This is a genomic window from uncultured Mediterranea sp. (assembly GCF_902493215.1).
In the GTDB taxonomy this organism is placed as follows: Bacteria; Bacteroidota; Bacteroidia; order Bacteroidales; family Bacteroidaceae; genus Bacteroides.
Genome location: NZ_CABUOL010000010.1, coordinates 33,078 through 52,492 on the forward strand (window position 1 = coordinate 33,078; position 19,415 = coordinate 52,492).

20 protein-coding genes are annotated in these 19,415 nt (G+C 48.0%); 4 read left to right on the plus strand and 16 right to left on the minus strand.

Annotated elements, in window-relative coordinates:
- Positions 1-5: 5 nt before the first annotated feature.
- The gene (locus tag RDO88_RS07805) at positions 6-836 is read right to left on the minus strand and encodes a transporter substrate-binding domain-containing protein (protein WP_307758841.1); all 831 of its coding nucleotides are present in this window, start codon (positions 834-836) and stop codon (positions 6-8) included.
- Between the two features lie 36 nt (positions 837-872).
- A complete protein-coding gene (locus tag RDO88_RS07810; protein ID WP_307758842.1) occupies positions 873-3,008 on the minus strand; it encodes a putative porin in 2,136 nt (711 codons plus the stop codon).
- A 500-nt stretch (positions 3,009-3,508) separates the two neighbouring features.
- Here RDO88_RS07810 and RDO88_RS07815 point away from each other — a divergent pair, with 500 nt between their 5' ends.
- The 3 genes from RDO88_RS07815 to RDO88_RS07825 all read left to right on the plus strand — a co-directional run bounded on the left by RDO88_RS07815 (position 3,509) and on the right by RDO88_RS07825 (position 7,243).
- Positions 3,509-5,425, plus strand: coding sequence for a tetratricopeptide repeat protein (locus tag RDO88_RS07815; protein ID WP_307758843.1), 1,917 nt, complete (start codon positions 3,509-3,511; stop codon positions 5,423-5,425).
- Positions 5,426-5,535: 110 nt separating this feature from the next.
- Positions 5,536-6,189 carry a response regulator gene (locus tag RDO88_RS07820; RefSeq protein WP_307758844.1) on the plus strand — a complete coding sequence of 218 codons (654 nt, stop codon included), beginning with the start codon at positions 5,536-5,538 and terminating at the stop codon, positions 6,187-6,189.
- 76 nt (positions 6,190-6,265) lie between these two features.
- Positions 6,266-7,243, plus strand: a complete 978-nt coding sequence (locus tag RDO88_RS07825) for a hypothetical protein (RefSeq protein WP_307758845.1) — start codon at positions 6,266-6,268, stop codon at positions 7,241-7,243.
- A gap of 75 nt (positions 7,244-7,318) precedes the next feature.
- Here RDO88_RS07825 and RDO88_RS07830 read toward each other — a convergent pair whose 3' ends face one another.
- The 11 genes from RDO88_RS07830 to RDO88_RS07880 all read right to left on the minus strand — a co-directional run bounded on the left by RDO88_RS07830 (position 7,319) and on the right by RDO88_RS07880 (position 17,225).
- A complete protein-coding gene (locus RDO88_RS07830; protein ID WP_307758846.1) occupies positions 7,319-7,861 on the minus strand; it encodes a 2-oxoacid:acceptor oxidoreductase family protein in 543 nt (180 codons plus the stop codon).
- A 21-nt stretch (positions 7,862-7,882) separates the two neighbouring features.
- A complete protein-coding gene (locus RDO88_RS07835) occupies positions 7,883-8,644 on the minus strand; it encodes a thiamine pyrophosphate-dependent enzyme (RefSeq protein ID WP_307758847.1) in 762 nt (253 codons plus the stop codon).
- A gap of 12 nt (positions 8,645-8,656) precedes the next feature.
- Positions 8,657-8,824: a hypothetical protein gene (locus RDO88_RS07840; protein ID WP_307758848.1), complete on the minus strand. Its 168-nt coding sequence runs from the start codon at positions 8,822-8,824 to the stop codon at positions 8,657-8,659.
- Between the two features lie 12 nt (positions 8,825-8,836).
- On the minus strand, positions 8,837-9,925 hold the full coding sequence (locus RDO88_RS07845; RefSeq protein WP_307758849.1) for a 3-methyl-2-oxobutanoate dehydrogenase subunit VorB: 1,089 nt from the start codon (positions 9,923-9,925) through the stop codon (positions 8,837-8,839).
- A gap of 15 nt (positions 9,926-9,940) precedes the next feature.
- Complete coding sequence (locus tag RDO88_RS07850; protein ID WP_307758850.1) at positions 9,941-10,168, minus strand: 4Fe-4S binding protein; 228 nt, start codon at positions 10,166-10,168, stop codon at positions 9,941-9,943.
- An 18-nt stretch (positions 10,169-10,186) separates the two neighbouring features.
- A complete protein-coding gene (locus RDO88_RS07855; RefSeq protein ID WP_307758851.1) occupies positions 10,187-10,462 on the minus strand; it encodes a tetratricopeptide repeat protein in 276 nt (91 codons plus the stop codon).
- 458 nt (positions 10,463-10,920) lie between these two features.
- Entirely contained in the window at positions 10,921-11,358 is a 438-nt protein-coding gene (gene rpiB / locus RDO88_RS07860) for a ribose 5-phosphate isomerase B (RefSeq protein ID WP_307758852.1), read from the minus strand.
- 5 nt (positions 11,359-11,363) lie between these two features.
- Entirely contained in the window at positions 11,364-13,373 is a 2,010-nt protein-coding gene (locus RDO88_RS07865) for a transketolase C-terminal domain-containing protein (protein WP_307758853.1), read from the minus strand.
- Positions 13,374-13,553: 180 nt separating this feature from the next.
- A complete protein-coding gene (gene galK, locus RDO88_RS07870) occupies positions 13,554-14,708 on the minus strand; it encodes a galactokinase (protein ID WP_307758854.1) in 1,155 nt (384 codons plus the stop codon).
- 70 nt (positions 14,709-14,778) lie between these two features.
- Positions 14,779-16,089: an MFS transporter gene (locus RDO88_RS07875; RefSeq protein ID WP_307758855.1), complete on the minus strand. Its 1,311-nt coding sequence runs from the start codon at positions 16,087-16,089 to the stop codon at positions 14,779-14,781.
- Positions 16,090-16,127: 38 nt separating this feature from the next.
- Positions 16,128-17,225, minus strand: a complete 1,098-nt coding sequence (locus RDO88_RS07880; protein WP_374043925.1) for an aldose epimerase family protein — start codon at positions 17,223-17,225, stop codon at positions 16,128-16,130.
- A gap of 218 nt (positions 17,226-17,443) precedes the next feature.
- Between RDO88_RS07880 and RDO88_RS07885 the strand changes: the two genes are divergently transcribed.
- On the plus strand, positions 17,444-18,415 hold the full coding sequence (locus RDO88_RS07885) for a type I phosphomannose isomerase catalytic subunit (RefSeq protein ID WP_307758856.1): 972 nt from the start codon (positions 17,444-17,446) through the stop codon (positions 18,413-18,415).
- A gap of 74 nt (positions 18,416-18,489) precedes the next feature.
- Here the strand turns inward: RDO88_RS07885 and RDO88_RS07890 are convergent, their stop codons facing one another.
- From RDO88_RS07890 to RDO88_RS07900, 3 genes are read right to left on the minus strand one after another with little or no spacing between them, the layout of a single operon-like run.
- Positions 18,490-18,741, minus strand: a complete 252-nt coding sequence (locus tag RDO88_RS07890; protein ID WP_307758857.1) for a hypothetical protein — start codon at positions 18,739-18,741, stop codon at positions 18,490-18,492.
- Positions 18,731-19,114, minus strand: coding sequence for a phage holin family protein (locus tag RDO88_RS07895; RefSeq protein ID WP_307758858.1), 384 nt, complete (start codon positions 19,112-19,114; stop codon positions 18,731-18,733). Before RDO88_RS07895 ends, RDO88_RS07890 begins: the two co-directional genes overlap by 11 nt.
- Positions 19,115-19,149: 35 nt before the next feature.
- Positions 19,150-19,359 carry a YtxH domain-containing protein gene (locus RDO88_RS07900; RefSeq protein WP_307758859.1) on the minus strand — a complete coding sequence of 70 codons (210 nt, stop codon included), beginning with the start codon at positions 19,357-19,359 and terminating at the stop codon, positions 19,150-19,152.
- Positions 19,360-19,415: the final 56 nt, after the last annotated feature.

Below are 19,415 nucleotides of genomic sequence, written 5' to 3' on the forward strand. Positions count from 1 at the left end.
CCGTTCTATTTATAGTATTTCTGATAGATTTTCTGATATTCCCTGCCCTGTTTGAAGTCTTCGAGCCATGCGTTGAGACTGTCGAGCAGGGCAGGCGACTTTTTGCTTACTGCCCACGAATAGAATTGCGTGAAGCTGATGTCGGTCGAGATGTCTATTTGTGGCATGCTGTCGGCAGCGGCGCGGGCTATGTTCTCGTCGCATACGGCATAGTCGATGTCGCCGTGGGCCACCATGGCTATCAGTTGCTCGGGGCCGTATTTCTCCACCTCTTTAATATAGATGGTATCGGCTATCTCGTCGCCCAGGTTGCGGATGCGGAGGATGGAAGGCGAACCTTTGACTACATGTACGGTGCGCTTGGCCAGTGAGAGCTGGGTGCGGATGAACATCGGGTCGTCCGGCGACGTAGCCTTGCGCTGTACCAGTACTTCCTTGGTCAGGGCGATGGGCACGGTGAGCAGCAGGGAATCTTTCAGCGGGCTGGTGGCCAGAATGCCGTTGGCTATCAGATCATACTTCCCGGCGTCCAGACCTTCCAGCCGTTGTTCGAAGCCCATTTCAGGAGTGATGGCTACCTGAAGACCATGGTCGCGGGCGAACATCTCGATCAGTTCGTAGTCGAAACCGGCCAGTGTGTCGTCGTCTACATAAAAGCTGATGGCATTGTATTCCAGTGCTGCACGCAGAGTACCCTCGGCAGCAATGTCGGCATAGTCGCGTGCTGCAGCCGTGTCAGGAACCTCTTCCCGCTGCAGCAGGGAAGTGGTGACAAGCGAGCCTGCCAGAGCTACGGCTACGTATTTCCAGATTTTGCTATGAAGTTTGTTTGTCATGGCTGGGATAAGGCAGATGGAACGAATGAGATGCAATTAATCGTAGAAGTTCCACGAAACCCCGATTTTCAGCAGGCGTGAATTGATGGGGTAGTGGGGGACGAGGAATGAGTTGCGGTTGCCCATACCTGAATTGATGTGATACATCATCACGAAGATGCGCGTGCGCTTCAGGTGCAGGTTGGCATACACGTTGACAATGGGATAACCGCCTATCTTTACCTGATCGTCTTCACGTTGCAGGTGGAACTGCTGGAGAGCCGGCTGGTAGGCAGGAGCATTGTATTCGGTGAAGTAACGCACGTCGGCACCCAGCTGTACGGTGAGCACCTTCTTGAACAGACGGGTCAGCATATAGAGGTTGTGGTAGAGCGAAAGGTCGGGCAAAGGCAGTACGGACTCGTTGCTCGACTTCTGCCACGTCACTTCGTTGTCCAGATGCAGGATGCCCAACTTGAAGTTTTGCTTCAGCATGGCCGATATCACCTGAATGCTGCCGCTGTGCTGCTGTGGCAGGGCACTGGAGTTGAGGTAGGTATAGTTTTTGATATTTTCCACACCGGCTTTCAGGTTGGTGCGCCAGCGGTCGATGTTCAGTTCGCCTTCTACCCGTGTGCGGAACTCTTTACTCAAGTCGTTGTCCCATGCATAGTGGTTGGAATGGTAATGGCGCATGTAGAAAGAAGGGAGTGTATTGCTTACATAACCGCGTGCGAAGAAATTGACGGTATCCTTGCCCAGTCGGAAGTTCAGGTCCAGGTCGCCGTCTACACGGAACTGCCCGACTGCCTTTCCGGCCAGCCCCACTTCACCGTTGGCACGGTAGTGCAACAATGTTCCTTTCCGTTTGGCCAGTTCACCGCCTACATATACTTCGTGTTCGGTAAATATCTGGTTGGGCAGATAGGTTGTGACGGTCTGTCCGTTCGGATCTGTTGTCGTACTTCCCGGGGTGAGATTCATCAGGTTATAGCGGCTCACCTGATGGGAGGCGTATGCCGTCAGTCCAGCCTTGGCATATTTGTTGAAACCTTCGAGCAGCGAAATGCCCAAGACGTTCTTCACGCTCAGGGCCACGGTACTGTCGTTACTCATGCCTTCCTGCAGGTAGGTGTTTTCGTAGAGACTGTTTTCGCCGGTTGCTTCGGCACCCGAACGGAAGCGGCGGCTGGAACGTTCGATGTGGAACGTATGGATAAAGCTGGTTACCGGTACAAATTCTTCCGTCTGTATGGTATCTGTTGGGATGGCGGTACTGTCGCGCAGCGCCTTGCGGCGGAGAGCCTCGTCTTTGGTCTCCACGATTTCGGTTGTTTCGCGTGTGAATCCCAGCCGGTAGCGGTGAGTCAGGTGTACGTAGAAATTGTGGTTGCGGTTCGAGGTTTCTTCCAGATTGACGGGAATGTAGGAACTTCCGCCGGTTTCTGCCACTTCTTCCGGTCGGGTGATGTAGCGGTCGTCTGTGATACCGCCGTTTTCGTTCATCTTCAGAAAGAAGTTGTTGTAGATGGCCTGCATCTGATACTTTTCGCCGATGTAACTGGCAAAAACACCTCCGTTGAAATGGGCTGTCGACTGATTGGCGTAGTAGCCTCGTCCGTACAGGTAGTCGATGTTGAAGCCAAAGGCCAGCCGTTTGTTGGCATTTACCGAGAAATAGGACTTGAAACGTTCTTCACCGTTCTGCTTGCTGCCTGCCTTGTAATAGGTCAGATTGGTGAAAGGAATGTTACTGTTGGTAAACTTGAAGTCGCTCGGGCGGAAATAGAAACTCGAGAAGGGAGTCATGAACATGGTGTGTCCATAATCGGTCCGTTCGAAGAACAGGCGTGACATACGCGGGCTGCCCAGATTGCCCAGATAATTGTAATGCCCTTCCATACCCTCCACCAGATTGGTGTTCTGGAAATTCAGGTTGGCTGTATCGGCAGGGATGATGGTGCGCTCTCCCAGCCGTTCTTCCAGTTGCCACATGTAGAGTTTGGGCGGCAGGCTTTGGATGTCTACATTGGTGCTGTCGTTCAAGTTGTCCGGTTGCGTGGCCGGGTCTATCTGGTTGCCGTACTGGTCACGCAGGGTCTGCCCCCCGACTGGAGTAAGGGTTTGCTGCGCTCGTACCAGGCCTGCTCCCAGCACACAAAGCAGTATGTATGTCAGTATGATTCGTTTCATTTTCATGCGGCAAAGATAGTGAAAGGTGAGAGGAGAACAAAATATTGAAACTTGTTTCAGATATTTTTTATCCCGAACCGCATCCTGTCTTATGAAAAGATAGTGAAAGGTGAGAGGAGAACAAAATATTGAAACTTGTTTCAGATGTGATTTATCCATTTTTCCCATTTCCAAATCCCGGCTTGCGGGGCACAAGGTATAATCCGGGTCTGTATAGGTTTCAATGATACTTTGCATAAGATGCCATCTTATACAACATGAGATGCCATCTTGTGCAGCATGAGATGGCATCTTGTGCAACATAAGATGGCATCTTGTGCATCACGACACGGCATCTTATGCTTTCAAGGGTAAAACCTTACGGGTCTTTTCCTTCTTTCCCCATCAGGGACAGGCAGGTATGTATTGTTCGGCTTGCCCGATGAAGAAGGCCGTCTGTATGCTTGGAGTTTGCCCTGACTTTCTTATCTTTGCAGCACCCTAACCATTATTCGCAGTTTATGAAACGATTGATTTTGTGGGTTTGCCTGCTGCTGCCTCTGTCTACGGTGTGGGGGCAGACGGAAGACCCGGAGCTGACAGACTGTCGGAAAGCCTTGTCGCGCGCATGGGCCGGTGCGGACCGCGACAGCATTGCGGCGGCTTATTGTTGTTTGACGGAGTATTATGCCTACCGCGACGTGGACAGTACGTGCCATTATTGTGAAGAAGGACTGAAATATGCCGACCGGAAAAAGGCGGAACCTTATCTGGTGCTGCTCGTCAATTTGGCGGTGACCTTTGAGGATGAAGGACGTATGGACGAAGCCATGACGGTTTTCAGAAAAGCCATGAGCGAGGCTGAGAGGCTGCATTGGGAGATTGAGGAGCAGGCGAGCCTCTTGGCGTCGGTGGGTGTGTGTTACAGGAGGATGTCCATGCCCGATTCGGCTTTGGCCTATTATAACCGTGCCCTCGACCTGCTGGACGTCACAAAACCCGACGAAAGCGGTGCGCGTACACAATTGCTGACAAACATTGCTGTTCTATATGCCAACACCTCACGCCTGGATGAGGCCGAAGTTTATGTCCGTCGTGCGATGGAGGTTGTACCGACGTGCGGTGACATGGATATGGTGATTCATGCGGCTTCTACCGCGGGAGTCATTCTGGGACTTTGCGGCAAGGAAGAAGACGGCATACAGGCCATCCGTCAGGCTTTGGATATGGCGGAACGGCAGCAGAAACCTGCTTTCGTCTTGCGGTGCCTGACGTATCTGGCCGGTACTTACGGGCGTTTGGGAAATCGGGCGGAACTGATGAAGTGTGTGGCCCGGGCGGAACCGCTCCTGGCTGTCCTGCCGGAAAATTCGACCGAAGTATTGGGCTATTATGAGAAATTGTTTGATGTATATACCACCATGGGGCGCTATCGCGAGAGCCTGGACATCCAACATCGGCTGTTGGGGTTGAAGGATGTCAATATGGCCGTGCCGTTGGACAAACTCTATTTGAGCATGGCCCGTAATAATCAGAAGCTGAAGGACTATGCGCAGGCATCCGACTATTACGAACGTGCCATGAGTGCGGCCGACAGTCTGCATGGGGCACAGATTGAGGCCGAGTTGTCCGAACTGACCGTAAAATATGATACGAAGGAAAAGGAACTGGAGATAGCCCGTCTGAACGAACAGCACTTGCAACAGCAGAACCGTATCATGCAGCTGGGAATTGTGTCTGTAGTGGCGGTGGCCGTTATTCTGGTATGGGGCGTGTGGTACGTGTTGCGCCGCCGCCGTCTGAAGAAAGAGGAAGAGTTGAAGCTGGCACAACATTTTATTGAAGGGCTGGAGCGCGAACGGAAACGTTTGGCCAAGGAACTGCACGACGGTGTGTGCAACGATCTGCTGGGTATCAGCATGCAGATGCAAAGCCTTCCGCTGACTGATGAGGGGAAAGAAGAGGTAAGGTCTATGCTTGAGAAGGTGCGCAACGATGTACGCTGTATTTCTCATGAACTGATGCCGCCACAGTTCCAGCGTGTCACCTTGAAAGAGGTGATTGAAGACTATGTGACCCGTTTGCTCGATACGCAGTCTGCCGAATGGACGTTTTCGTCCGATGCAGAGGGGCGTGAATGGGACAGTGTGCCCGAGGACTGTGCTTATGAGGTCTACCGTATTCTGCAGGAACTGCTTTCCAATATTTTGAAACACGCTGGAGCCAGCCGGATTGACCTTCATCTGTACCTTTCGGAGCGTATGCTGACTTTGCGTATCGCCTATCGGGGCAAGCCTTGTCCGTCGGAAGCGAAGCTGGGGAATGGTATCGGGCTGAGTACGACAGGCGAGCGGGTCAAGTCGATAGGAGCAACGTTCGTCCTGAAAAATGAAGATGGCTGGCAGCAGATAACGTTGGATGTCCCATTGGCCGTTTAATTTCGTTTTTTTACAACATAGGTGTTAAAATCACTATTTTTGATGATGCGGAATAAGGATAAATGGCTTTTCTTTGCACTATCATAACAAGACAGGTATAAAGAAGGCTGATGAAAGAAAGAGATATACGGATTCTGCTGATTGATGACCACGATTTGGTATTGCAGGGGTTGAAGCGCATTGTTGAGTGCTCTCTTCCGGAGATAAAGAATGTGTGTACGGCTTCTTCGGGACGCGAAGTGGAGCTGCTGACTGCTTCACAGCATTTCGACCTTTTTGTATTGGATATGGAACTGCCCGATGTTTCCGGCATGGACCTCATAGCGACCTTGCGTGGGCGGGATCCCCGTGCCCGCATTCTGGTAAATACCATGCACGAAGAAATCTGGTATGTCAAGAACTTGCTTCAAAGTGGAGTGGAAGGCATTTTGTTCAAATCTACTGATTCCAGTAAAATAACAGAAGCTATCCGTCAGGTATTGGCAGGCGGTACTTATTATTGTCCGTTTGCCGACCATATACGGGGACAGATGAAACGGGTGGAAGAAAAGCGTCCGGAAGATTTGACTCTGCGTGAACTGGATGTCTTGAAACGCATTTCGGAAGGAAAGAATACACAGGAGATAGCGCGCGAGCTTTGTGTGTCTACCAATACGGTCGATACACACCGGAGGCATCTGCTCGATAAACTGGGGGCGCGTAATGTGGCCGACCTCATTATGACGGCCATTGCCAAGGGGATAATTCCCATACGAAAGTGTTGAAGCGGCTGGAGAAAACAGATAGTTCTTTCTGTGAGCTGTCGTTGAATTATTTGTATAACCTATAATATCTTTTTTTATGATTACTGCGTTGACGGGATTATTTTTGTTCTTCCAGATCTTTTTCTGGGCAGGACTGGTGTTTGCATTCATTTTCTTTTTACGGTTTGAAAAGGTGAAGGGCTGGTTCAACAGCAAAGCCGGTAAGGAGATTGTGACGACTGTTCGGTTTAAAGATGTCAAGACATTGTGTATCACGATGATTTTAGAGTGGGTAATGGCTATGGTGGGAGTAATTGTCACTATGCCGTTCTATTCGGACAAACAGTTGACTGACAATCAGTTTGCTTTGTTCGTTTCATTGTTCCTTTTGGCTGGTTTGGCTTATCCGGTATACCGGATTATACGTCGTGTTCGCATGTTTGGTAAAGAGGATGATCGTAGGGCTGGCAAGTGGCGCTTGTTTTACGATCTTTTTTTGAATTTTGTAGCTCTTTCCGGAGGTTGGATGGTTGTCGTGATCATGTCTTTTGTGGCAGTCCTGCTGTCTTTGACCAAGTGGAATCAGTTTGTACCCAGTCGTTTACGTGACATTTCGGGAGTTGATGTTGTACCACAATCTATAACCTATTATATTGTAGGATGTGCTTTGGGTGTCTTGGGAGTAGTATCCCAATTTTTCGGCAGAGAAAATGAAGATTTCATTTTTGGTCTGTTTTTTGTTTCGTTTCTCCTCTTTCTGGCATATATCGTGTTTCGCGTGTACAAGGCTGCGCCACAGGATAGGAAACGTTTAAAGTGGATGTATACTTATATGTTGTTCACTACCTATGCTGTTTTTACCCTTACTTGGCTGGTGATAGTGATAGTGTTGGTATTGTTGGTACTTTATCTGATTCTGAAAATTGTTTTTGCCAATACGGGTGGTAGTGGCAGAGACCGTTATAAGGTGACTTGTGACAATCTGACGGATGACGTAATAAACGGAACTGGCATCTGTAAAATTACGAATTCACGTTGTAAGATGCGCGACACAGGTGTATGTCCCTATCAATAAGGCTCCGAAACTTGAAAAACAAATAAAAGAAATCCCCCTGAAGGTATCTCCAGGGGGATTTCTTTTGGACTTTTATCAAACTTCTTTGATAAGTTCCATTCCTTTTTTAATAGCTTCCTCGTTCATCGGGATGAGATGGTGATGGCGCTCAGGAAGGGTCTTTTTCAGCCCCTTGATGACATTTTCCAGTGTGACCATCGGCTTGATTTTGAGCAGTCCGCCCAATACAATCATGTTGAAGGCCTTGGCATTGTTCATTTCGTTGGCTGCATCCATGGCGTCGATGCGATAAACGTGGATATCCTTGCGTGTAGGCGGATTGATAATGCCATATCCGTCATAGATAAGTACTCCACCGGGTTTTACTTTACTTTCAAACTTTTCCAGTGAAGGCTGGTTGAGGATGATGGCGGCATCGTATCTGCTGAGAATGGGGGACGATATTTTCTCGTCACTCACGATGACGGTCACATTGGCCGTTCCGCCTCGCTGTTCGGGGCCATAGGCGGGCATCCAAGTGACTTCCTTGCCTTCCATCAGTCCGGAATAGGCCAGAATCTTTCCCATGGACAATACTCCTTGTCCGCCGAATCCTGCTATAATGATTTCTTCTTTCATAAGAATTGATGTGCTAAAGGGTTATTTGTCTTTTAAATCGCCAAGAGGGTAGAAGGGGAACATGTTTTCTTCCATCCATTTGTTGGCTGCGGCAGGTGTCATCTTCCAGCCCGAGTTGCAGGTGGAGACGATTTCTACCAGATTGCTGCCTTTGCCTGCCATGGAGTTTTCGAAAGCTTTGCGGATAGCTTTCTTGGCCTTGCGGATGGCAGGAACAGTGTGTACGCTTTGGCGGGTAACGTAGGCCGTACCTTCTAGTTGGGCGGCAATGTCGGCCATCTTCAGCGGGTAGCCATGCAAGTGTACATCGCGGCCGTAGGGACAAGTAGCGGTTTTCATGCCAACCAGTGTGGTGGGAGCCATCTGCCCGCCGGTCATACCATAGATGGCGTTGTTGATGAAGATGATGGTGATGTTTTCGCCACGGTTCAGGGCATGGATGGTTTCCGCCGTACCGATGCAGGCCAAGTCGCCGTCGCCCTGATAAGTGAAGACGAGGCGGTCCGGCCAGAGGCGCTTGATGGCAGTGGCCAGTGCGGGTGCGCGTCCGTGGGCAGCTTCCTGCCAGTCGATGTCCAGATAGTTGTAAATAAAGACGGCACATCCTACGGGCGAGATGCCGATTGCTTTGTCTTCCATGCCCATTTCCTCAATGACTTCGGCGATGAGCTTGTGTACTACGCCATGGCTGCAGCCCGGGCAATAGTGCATCGGGTTGTCGTTCATCAGCGTCGGTTTCTTGTAAACCAGGTTTTCAGGTTTGATGATATCTTCTTTTGTCATAATTGCTCCTCCTTATCTGTTAAATCGTACGAAGAATTCCATCACCTTGAAGAAAATGGCTGCCGCACATACATAGACGAAATCCATGAAGTCGTCGGACACGAAATAAGTGATGACGGCGGCTACAGCCAGTATGAGAAAGATGATGTTCAGTACGCTTCTTATTTTATCCGTTTCCATCAGTCGAATGTGTTATTCTTTGACGATTATCTTTTCCTTCAGGGCTGCAACGATTTCGTCCGGATCGGGGACGATACCTCCTAGACGGCCGAAGTGCTCGACACGTACCTTTCCGTTGACGGCCAGGCGGACATCTTCAATCATCTGTCCGGCATTCAGTTCGGTAACCAGCATGCCTTTTACCTTGTCGGCATAGGCGGCAATGGCCTTTGTGGGGAAGGGCCAGAGGGTAATGGGGCGCAGAATACCCACTTTGAAACCTTCTTCGCGGGCCAGTTCCATGGCTTTCTGTCCGATGCGTGCCATGGAGCCGAAGGCTACAATCAGGTAGTCGGCATCTTCGCAGTTAATTTCTTCGAAACGGACTTCGTTCTCCTCTATCTGGCGGTACTTGGCCTGGAAACGGAGGTTGTTCTTTTCCATTTCTTCGGGTTTCAGTTCGAGCGAAGTGATGATGTTGGGCTTGCGGTCCTTGGTCTTGCCCGTACTTGCCCAAGGACATTGGGCAATGACTTCGGCTTCTGTGCGGCGTGGTTTGGCAGGCGGCAGCACCACTTTCTCCATCATCTGTCCGATGACGCCGTCGGCCAGGATGATGGCCGGATTGCGGTATTTGAAAGCCAGTTCGAAGGCCAGTCCTACGAAGTCGGCCATTTCCTGTACCGATGCTGGAGCCAGTGCGATGAGGCGGTAGTCACCGTGTCCGCCACCTTTCACGGTTTGGAAATAGTCGGCCTGGCTGGGCTGGATGGTACCCAAGCCGGGACCTCCGCGCATAACGTTTACGATGAGGCAGGGCAATTCGGCACCTGCCAGATAAGAGATGCCTTCCTGTTTCAGGCTGACGCCGGGGCTGGATGATGAAGTCATTACCATCTTTCCACTTCCGGCACCGCCGTACACCATATTGATAGCGGCCACTTCACTTTCGGCCTGCAGCACTACCATGCCGGTAGTTTCCCAAGGCTTCAGTTCGGCCAGAGTTTCCAGTACTTCCGATTGGGGAGTAATCGGGTAGCCGAAGTATCCGTCGACACCGCAGCGGATGGCGGCGTGGGCGATGGCTTCGTTCCCTTTCATTAAAACTACTTCTTCTGCCATATTGCTCTATTGTTTTTATTCGACTTTAACTTTATAAACCGAGATACATCCGTCGGGGCAGACCGTAGCGCACGACGTACAGCCGTTGCAAGTATCCTCCAGTATCTGGTGTGCATAATTATATCCTTTGATGTTCACCTCCTTGGTGAGGGCTATCACGTGGAGGGGACAAGCCACGACACACAAGTTGCACCCTTTGCAACGCTCGGTGTCCACTACAATTGCTCCTTTGATTTTTGCCATAATTTACATTCCTTATAGTTATTGATTATACATGTCCTTGTTATAGAAGTTGAGTATGTCCATTACCATCGCGTAGGCGTGTCGGGCAGGGCTGTCCGGATTGATGTCCATGGCGCGGCGATAGTTGTTGAGTGCCTGCTGCCAGTTCCCTTGTTTTCGTCGTGCGTTGCCATAGAGGTAATAGGCTTCATCGAGATTCGTTTCAGAAGTCTGAAGGAAGACGTCCAGTTCCTGGCAGGCCTCTTCCACTTTTCCTTGGCTGATGTATTCTTTGACGAGATCCAGCTTTTCCATTTTTCAATTCCTTGGTTCGGCTTACAAAGATAGCTTTTTATCTTGGACAATGGTCATCTTATGTGTGAAAAATAAGAAAATGCTGCGGTTCTTCTCAAGCAAGGTGAGGGTCGGATGCTTTGTAAGTGATTTTTTGAGGGGTAGGGAGGATGATACAATTGTGTGATGTGTAGGGCGGTATTTATAGTTCAGGCGGTCTGTAATGTTGCTGCATCTTGTCTGCAACTTCTCTGCAAAGCGTTTGCAGTTTCTCTGCAAAACGTTTGCAGTGTTTCTGCAAGTACTTTGCAGTGTTTCTGCAAAGCTTTTGCAGTGCTTTGGCCAATGTGTCCCCCCCCCCTTGTCGGATTGCGGTATGCCAGTGGCTTTGTACACATCAGAAAAATAATGCGGGTGACCGTATCGACAAAGATGTCACACAGTCACCCGCACTTTGGGTTATGGGGTTGAGCCGATTCCTATTCTCTGACAGGAATCTTGTCTATCCGCTTCTGGTGTCGTCCGCCTTCGAAGGGAGTGGCGAAGAACTCGGTCATGATGCGGTCGGCTTCTTCGGGAGTGATGAAACGGCCGGGCATGACGAGTACGTTGGCATCGTTGTGCTGGCGGGACAGGTGGGCTATCTCCGGTATCCAGCACAAGGCGGCACGTATCCCCTGGTGCTTGTTCAGTGTCATTCCTATTCCTTCACCACTGCCACAGATGGCAATGCCCGGATAACACTCACCTGCTTCAACGGCCCGTGCCAACGGATGGGCGAAGTCAGGATAATCACAGCTTTCGGCGGTGTAGGTACCGAAGTCTTTGTAGGACCAGCCGCGGGCGTCAAGCCATTGCTTCACGTATTGCTTCAGTTCGAAGCCTGCGTGGTCGGATGCTAAACCTATTGTTTTCATGTCGTTCAAATCATTTCTTTAACTTGTTTGTAAACGTTTTCGGCGGTGAAGCCCAGCTTTTCGTCCAGAACTTTGTATGGTGCCGAATAACCGAATGACGGAAGGCCCCATACTTTGCCATGAGCTCCTACGAGTCCTTCAAGTGTGACGGGAAGTCCTGCCGTGAGACCGAACACCTTGGCTCCGGTAGGAATGATACTCTCCTGATAATCCTTGGGCTGGCTGCGGAAAAGTCCTTCGGATGGGGCCGATACAATACGTACACGGATACCATCTTTCCGGAGCAGTGCAGCTCCGGCAACCAATGTTGAAACTTCGGAACCGGATGCTACCAACACAACATCGGGATTCTCGTCGGAGCCGGTCACAATATAGGCACCACGGGCGGTTTGTGTATAGTCGTTGCCGGCAGGCAGGTTGGTAATGTTTTGTCTGGAAAGGATGAGAGCCGTAGGAGTGGCTGTATTTTCCATTGCCAGACGCCAAGCTTCGGTTGTCTCTTCGACATCGGCAGGGCGGAGTACCAGCATGGAATTGTGTCCTTTATGGTTCTTCAGTTTTTCCATCAGACGGATTTGGGCTTCTTGCTCTACGGGTTCGTGAGTCGGTCCGTCTTCACCTACACGGAATGCATCGTGGCTCCAGATGAATTTGATAGGCACTTCCATCAGAGCAGCCATGCGGATGGCAGGTTTCATATAGTCGGAGAATACGAAGAATGTACCGCAGGCAGGGATGACACCGCCATGCAGTGCCATGCCGATGCAGCAGCATGCCATGGTAAGTTCGGAAACACCGGCTTGAAGGAAGGCTCCGCTGAAGTCACCTTTCTGGAAGGCATGTGTCTTTTTGAGGAAGCCGTCTGTTTTATCGGAGTTGGAAAGATCGGCAGATGAGACAACCATGTTTTCTACCTTTGTAGCCAGCAGTCCCAATACAATGGCCGATGCGGCACGTGTAGCGACATCCGGCTTTTGCGTGATACTGTTCCAGTCAATCGGGGGAATCTTCCCGGAGAAGAAATCTTCGAGTTTGGCTGCCAGTTCGGGATTTTCCTTGGCCCACTGAGCCTTGGCTGCATAGCGTTCGGCTACAATCTTACGCAGTTCTTCGGCGCGACGGGCATAGAGTTCGGCTACTTCAGGGAAAATGACGAACGGATTTTCAGGATCACCATTCAGATTCTTTATAGTATTGATGTAGGCATCGCCGCCGAGAGGAGCGCCATGGGTGGCGCAGCAGGATTCATAGCTGCTTCCGTCTGCTCTGCGTGCTCCTTTACCCATTACTGTGTGTCCGATAATGAGGGTGGGGCGTTCGTCTTCAGCTTTTGCTTCAACCAGTGCCTTGCGGATTTCGTCAGGGTTGTTGCCGTCGATGGTGATGACCTTCCATCCCCACGCTTCATATTTCTTGGCTGTATCTTCGGTTGTAACCTCTTTGGTTTCAGTTGAAAGCTGTATATCATTGGCATCGTAGAACATGATCAGATTGTCAAGTCCCAAGGTGCCGGCAATGCGGCCGCTGCCTTGTGAGATTTCTTCCTGTACGCCACCATCGGAAATAAAAGCATAGATGGTTTGGTTCATGACTTCTCCGAAGCGTGCTTTCAGGAATTTGGCTGCGATTGCGGCACCTACCGCAAAAGTATGTCCTTGCCCCAGAGGACCTGAAGTGTTTTCGATACCACGCATAATGTCGCGTTCAGGATGTCCGGGTGTGGGGCTTCCCCATTGGCGGAATTCTTTCAGTTCGTCGATTGTGAACTTACCTGTCAGGGCTAATTGCGCATAGAGCATGGGAGACATGTGACCTGGGTCAAGAAAGAAACGGTCACGACCTTCCCATGCGGGTCTTTCGGGATCGTATATCAGAAATTCAGAAAACAATACGTTTACAAAGTCGGCACCGCCCATTGCGCCGCCGGGGTGTCCCGACTTGGCTTTCTCTACCATGGAGGCGGCAAGAATGCGGATATTGTCTGCCGCGCGGTTCATTAGCTTGTTATCGTTCATGTTTTAACAGTTTAAAGGATTAGCTCTATTCATAGGACAAAGATAGGCTTTTATGCGTGAATATCCATCGTGATTGCCTGTCTTTTTTACTGTATGAGGGATAAATATGAAAAAATCCCCTTCTCCAGTAAAGTCTGGAGAAGGGGATTGGGTTTTGTATACAGATGAAATCCGGAACTCTTATTCCAGTCGGCGAGCGCCGTCTCCGATGACTACATCGTAAATCTTCGGGCTTCTACCGAACTTGTTCTTGAATTCTTCTTTTGCCTTTTCTACAAAAGTGCTGTATAGTTCATCTTTAACCAGATTGATGGTACATCCACCGAAACCGCCACCCATTACTCGTGATCCTGTTACACCACAATCGAAGGCTAGATCGTTTAGGAAGTCCAGTTCCTCACAGCTTACTTCGTAGAGTTTGCTCATGCCATGGTGGGTCTCGTACATCTTCTGTCCGACGGTTTCATAATCACCTTTTTCGAGAGCATCGCAAACGTCGAGTACGCGTTGGATTTCTTCGATGACATATTCTGCGCGTTTGTAGTCTTCTTCTGAAACGTCGGCCTTTACAGCTTCAAGCATTTCCATGGTACAATCGCGAAGGAATTCTACATGAGGATGATTCTTTTGAATGGCTGCAACGACAGCTTCACAGCTCTGGCGACGCTTGTTGTAGGCCGATGAAGCCAATTCGTGTTTTACTACCGAATCAACCAATACGAGGCGATATCCTTTCGGATCGAAGGGGAAGTACTGGTATTCCAAGGAACGGCAGTCCAGGCGGATAAGGCTTCCTTTCTTGCCAAATACAGACGCGAACTGGTCCATGATACCACAGTTGACACCGCAATAATTGTGTTCCGTAGCTTGTCCTACCTTGGCAAGTTCGAATTTATCAATCTTATTGTCACCGAAGAGGTCGTTCAGCGCATATGCATACGTACTCTCTAATGCTGCAGAAGATGACATGCCGGCGCCGAGAGGTACATCACCTGCAAAAGCAGTATTGAATCCCTTGACTTCTACACCACGTTTGATCATTTCGCGACATACACCGAAAATGTAACGGGCCCAGCTGGCGCGCGGAGCGTCTTCTTCATTCAAGCCAAATTCCACATAATCCTTCAGGTCAATGGAGTAAGCTTTTACTATGTTGGTTCCATTGGGCTTGATTTCAGCAATCATTCCCTTGTCGATAGCTCCGGGAAATACAAATCCACCATTATAGTCGGTATGTTCACCAATGAGGTTGATACGACCCGGAGATGCATATACAGCTCCTGTTGTTCCGTCAAAATGTTTGATGAAACGACTTCTTACGTGTTCTATATCCATGATACTTATAATTTATTAGGTGAATAATAAAAATTACCTGTTATTTCTTTTGTATTAAAGTCTTCTTTATTTAATCTACAGGAATGTCCTTGTTGACATTCTTGCAACCGATAAGGCCGTAATAAAGCAGATAGGCTAAAGCTATGATGATAACCCAATAGCTGTTCATAAATCCGGCAACGTCGGCCAGCCATCCCTGGATAACGGGCAGGATACCGCCACCGCATACCAATACCATGAACAAGCCAGAAGCTGCTGCCAGATATTTGCCTAAACCTTCGACTGCCAAATTGAAGATACCGCCCCACATGATGGAGGTACACAGACCTACCAGTACCAGATACATGGCGTTGACAGGCACTTCGGCCATACCAAATGAAAGACCTCCTGTTTCACCCTGCTGCAATACGGGCAGGTTTACCAAAGTTTCTGTGGAAGAGAAGATAGCCAACAATACTAAAATCAATCCCAAGCCTGAAGTGAAAATCATCATGACACGACTTGAAATCTTGGCACCCAACGATGCTCCGGCCAGACGACCTACCAACATCAGTAACCAATATGTTCCTACAACAAATCCAGAGATGGTGGATGAAATACCTGCACCACCTTTCTCAACAGGGTCGGTGAGGAACAGGTTCAATGTACCCGGTACACCAACTTCAACACCTACGTATACAAAAATGGCGATGGCTCCCAATACAAAGTGACGAAACTTCAGTGCACCTTTCATTAAGGTACCGATAGATTCAGTCGATTTAGTTTGGCTGGGTTCAGGGATGTTGACGAACAAGAGTACAAAGAATGCAAAAGCAAATACGGCCATTGCGGTATACATTACAGGGAAGATCTGTGAAATGGTAGCTTTTTCTACTGAACCGGCAATGAGAATACCTACAAACATCGGGGTGATGGTTGCCATGACAGAGTTGAACGAACCACCAACTTGGATGAGCTGGTTACCCTTGTTACCTTCACCACCCAACTTGTTCAACATCGGGTTTACTACCGTATTGAGCAAACACATGGAAAAACCTGAAATGAAAGCTCCGCACAAGTAAACGGCAAATGCTGATGATGGACTGGCATGGCCGGAAAGATATTGTACTCCTACGCCGACAAATCCGATAGCAACTGCAATGAGAGCTGTTTTCTTGTAACCGACTCTGGTTAAAAGAATACCGCTGGGGATACCCATTACTGCGTAGGCAATGAAGTTTCCTAAGTTACCCAACATACCTAAAGCATTGGATACGGAAAATTGATTCTTTAATACAATCCCCATCGGGGCTGCGAGATTCGTAACAAATGCAATCATACCAAAAAGGAAAATCATAGTAATGATGGCAATAATGTTACCGTTCTTTTGTTGTTGTGTCATTTTTTTAGTTTTTAGTGTTTATAAAGAGGTTGATTAATTTATTCTGCAATTCCGAATTTGTAAATTGTCACCTGTTGGTATTCATCACCAGGAAGCAGGATGGCTGATGGGAAATGTGTTTTGTTGGGTGTGTCAGGGAAACATTGAGCTTCGAAACATACTGCACTTCTGGCAGGGAATGTTGCTCCATGTGCTCCTGTAAAGCCGTTGAGCCAGTTACCTGTATAGAGCTGAACGCCATTTTCGGTTGTATAAACTTCCATAAGACGTCCGCTGGCCGGATCACTGCAGGTTGCTGCTAAGCTCAGTTCGCCGGCTTCAGTTTTGTTCAGTACATAACAATGGTCATAACCTGCTCCGTGAACCAACTGCTGGAATGGTTCGTCAATTCGTTCGCCGATGGTGTGAGGGGTACGGAAATCCATAGGAGTTCCTTCAACCTTTAATATTTCTCCTGTAGGAATGGAAACTTCATCGATAGGAACATAGAAGTCTGCGTTGATGGTAATTGTTTGATCAAGAACAGTAGGAGTAGGGTTGGCAATGCCGGCCAGATTGAAGAAACCATGATTTGTCAGATTGACAACCGTAGCCTTATCGGTTGTTGCACGGTATTCGATAACCAATGCGTTGATTTCTTCTTCAAGGCGATAGGTCATTTCTACTTCCAATTTTCCAGGAAAACCTTCTTCGCCATCAGCAGAAGTGTAGTTGAAGATGATGGTTGCCGGATTGGGTTGTACTGCATCCCATACTCTGGCGTGGAATCCTGTAGGACCGCCGTGGAGTGAATTGGGGCCATTGTTGATGGTGAGCTGATGCTCTTCACCGTACAATGTAAAGTGTCCTTTGGCTATTCGGTTACCATAACGGCCGATTGTTGTACTGAGGAATGGCTCCGGACTGTTTATGACATGGTCGATACTGTCATGTCCTAATATGACATTGGCATATTTACCTTCTTTGTCCGGTACCATAATCGAAAGGATGGCACATCCATAATTGGTTACTGCCACTTCCATACCCTGCTTGTTTTTCAGGAAAAACAGGTCTGTTTTTTTGTTGTTCACTTCTTTTTGAAAGTTTTTCCTTTCCAGTCCTGAAAGGTTACTTTCGTAAATATTAGACGTTGTCATATCCATGGTATTCATTAAATTTCTTGCAAATAAACAGAATTTCTTTTGTTCTCCCAAGCAATCACAAATAATTTTTGTATGTTTGTCGCCATAAAATTGCTTAACCGCAGCTTTGTGCATGAAGTAGGGAGAATGTGCCCGTGCTCGATGAGGTGGAAATAGCGCTTTTATAGAGTATACTATATGAAAAACTATTTTTTAACATAACAAATTATTAAATGTATCCTTTGAAATTTGAGCCTGTCCTGAAGCAGACGCTTTGGGGAGGCGACAAGATTATTCCTTTCAAACATTTGAATGAAACTTTACCCAACGTCGGTGAAAGTTGGGAGGTATCTGCGGTAGAAGGCAGCGAATCGGTTGTGGCCAATGGTTCCGATAAAGGGCTTACTCTTCCTGAAATGGTACGCCGATATCGTGAGGAATTGGTTGGTGAAGCTAACTATGCCCGTTTCGGGAATAAATTCCCTTTGTTGGTCAAGTTTATCGATGCCCGCCAGAAATTGTCCATCCAAGTTCATCCAGGTGATGAACTGGCCAAGAAGAGGCATAACAGTTTTGGCAAGAATGAAATGTGGTATGTGGTTTCTGCCGATGAAGGTGCTACGTTGATATCTGGCTTTTCACGGCAGATTACTCCAAAAGAATATAAGGAACGCGTACATAATGGCACTTTCGATGAAGTGCTTCAGACGTGTGCCATCCAACCAGGTGATGTGTTCTATGTACCTGCTGGTCGCGTTCATGGTATTGGCGCCGGCGCTTTTGTAGTAGAGGTGCAGCAATCATCGGATGTTACTTACCGGATTTATGACTACAACAGAAAAGATAAAGATGGTAAACTTCGCGAGTTGCATGTCAGCCAGGCACTGGATGCGATTAATTTTGCCGATGTACAAGATGATTTCAGAACGGAATATGAAGCTACTCCTAATGAACCAGTAGAGATTCTGACGACTCCTTATTTTTCTGTGTCCTTGTATGACATGACGGAGGAAATTACATGCGATTATTCGGAACTCGATTCTTTTGTGATTTTTGTCTGTATCGAAGGTTCCTGTCGTATGACGGACGACATGCAGAATGAAATTACTGTATGTGCGGGTGAGACGGTACTTTTCCCTGCTGTTACGCAATCCGTCAATATTATACCTGACGGAAAAGTGAAGCTACTGGAAGCTTATGTCTGATGTTTTTGTATTTCAATAAATAAATGGTGACAGGCGCTGCATGATTTTTATGTGGCGTCTGTTTTTGTTGAAACCTATCTTCTGAATGCTTTTTGGAACTTCTTGATGAGGCGTATGCCAATCATGACTCCGTCGAAGGCAGCCATGCCTGTGTGAAAAGCTCTCATGATGACATTGTCTTTGTTGGCGGCAGGCGCAAGCGGAGCGAACAACTTTCGTGTAGTGGCATTCACGACTTTTTTTTGTTGTCTGACATCCTGTAGTGCTTTCTCTTTCAAGGCACGGATTTCGTCCAAAGTGACGGGGAGGTCGTTTTTAGGATTCATGGTTTTCTTCTTTATTATTAGATTCCTGAATAAATAGGCTTGCGATAAATTTGGCCATGGGGTTGATGATGAATTTTTGGCGGAAGGTAATGATTAGGATGGCCAATAATATGATAAAAGCCGTAATCAAGGCAAAACTGGCAACGACACTTCCCAGTACAGGCGCAAGCCAATAAGCTATCGTAAAGGATAAATAAAACAGAGCCACCATGCTTAAGATAATGACTATCAGCACCAGTATGAGGGTAGATAAAAGAATAGTCAGTTTTTCTGCTATTTCCAGTTGGGTATACCGTTTTTGAAGACTTATATATTTCTTGACTTCAACAAACAGCTGCTGAATTGTTTCTATACTTTGGTCATTGGCAAACATTGTAGCTCTGTTTTATTTGATTTTTACATTCTTACTTATTCAGCAGGTTCGTTTTTGATTTCTGCTGCAATTTCGTCTACCAGATCTTCCATTTCGTTTCTGTTCAGACGGATACCCTTTTTACGCAGAATATCTGCTATTTTAGCACGAGTGTCTTCTCCTTTTTCGGGAGCAAACAGAATACCTAAAGTGGCGCCGATGGCGGCTCCGCCTAAAAAGGCGGCCAAAACATTTAATCCTTTCATAATATCTATATTTTTATGGTTTATCTGCAAAACTACAAATATACTTTTATTTTCAC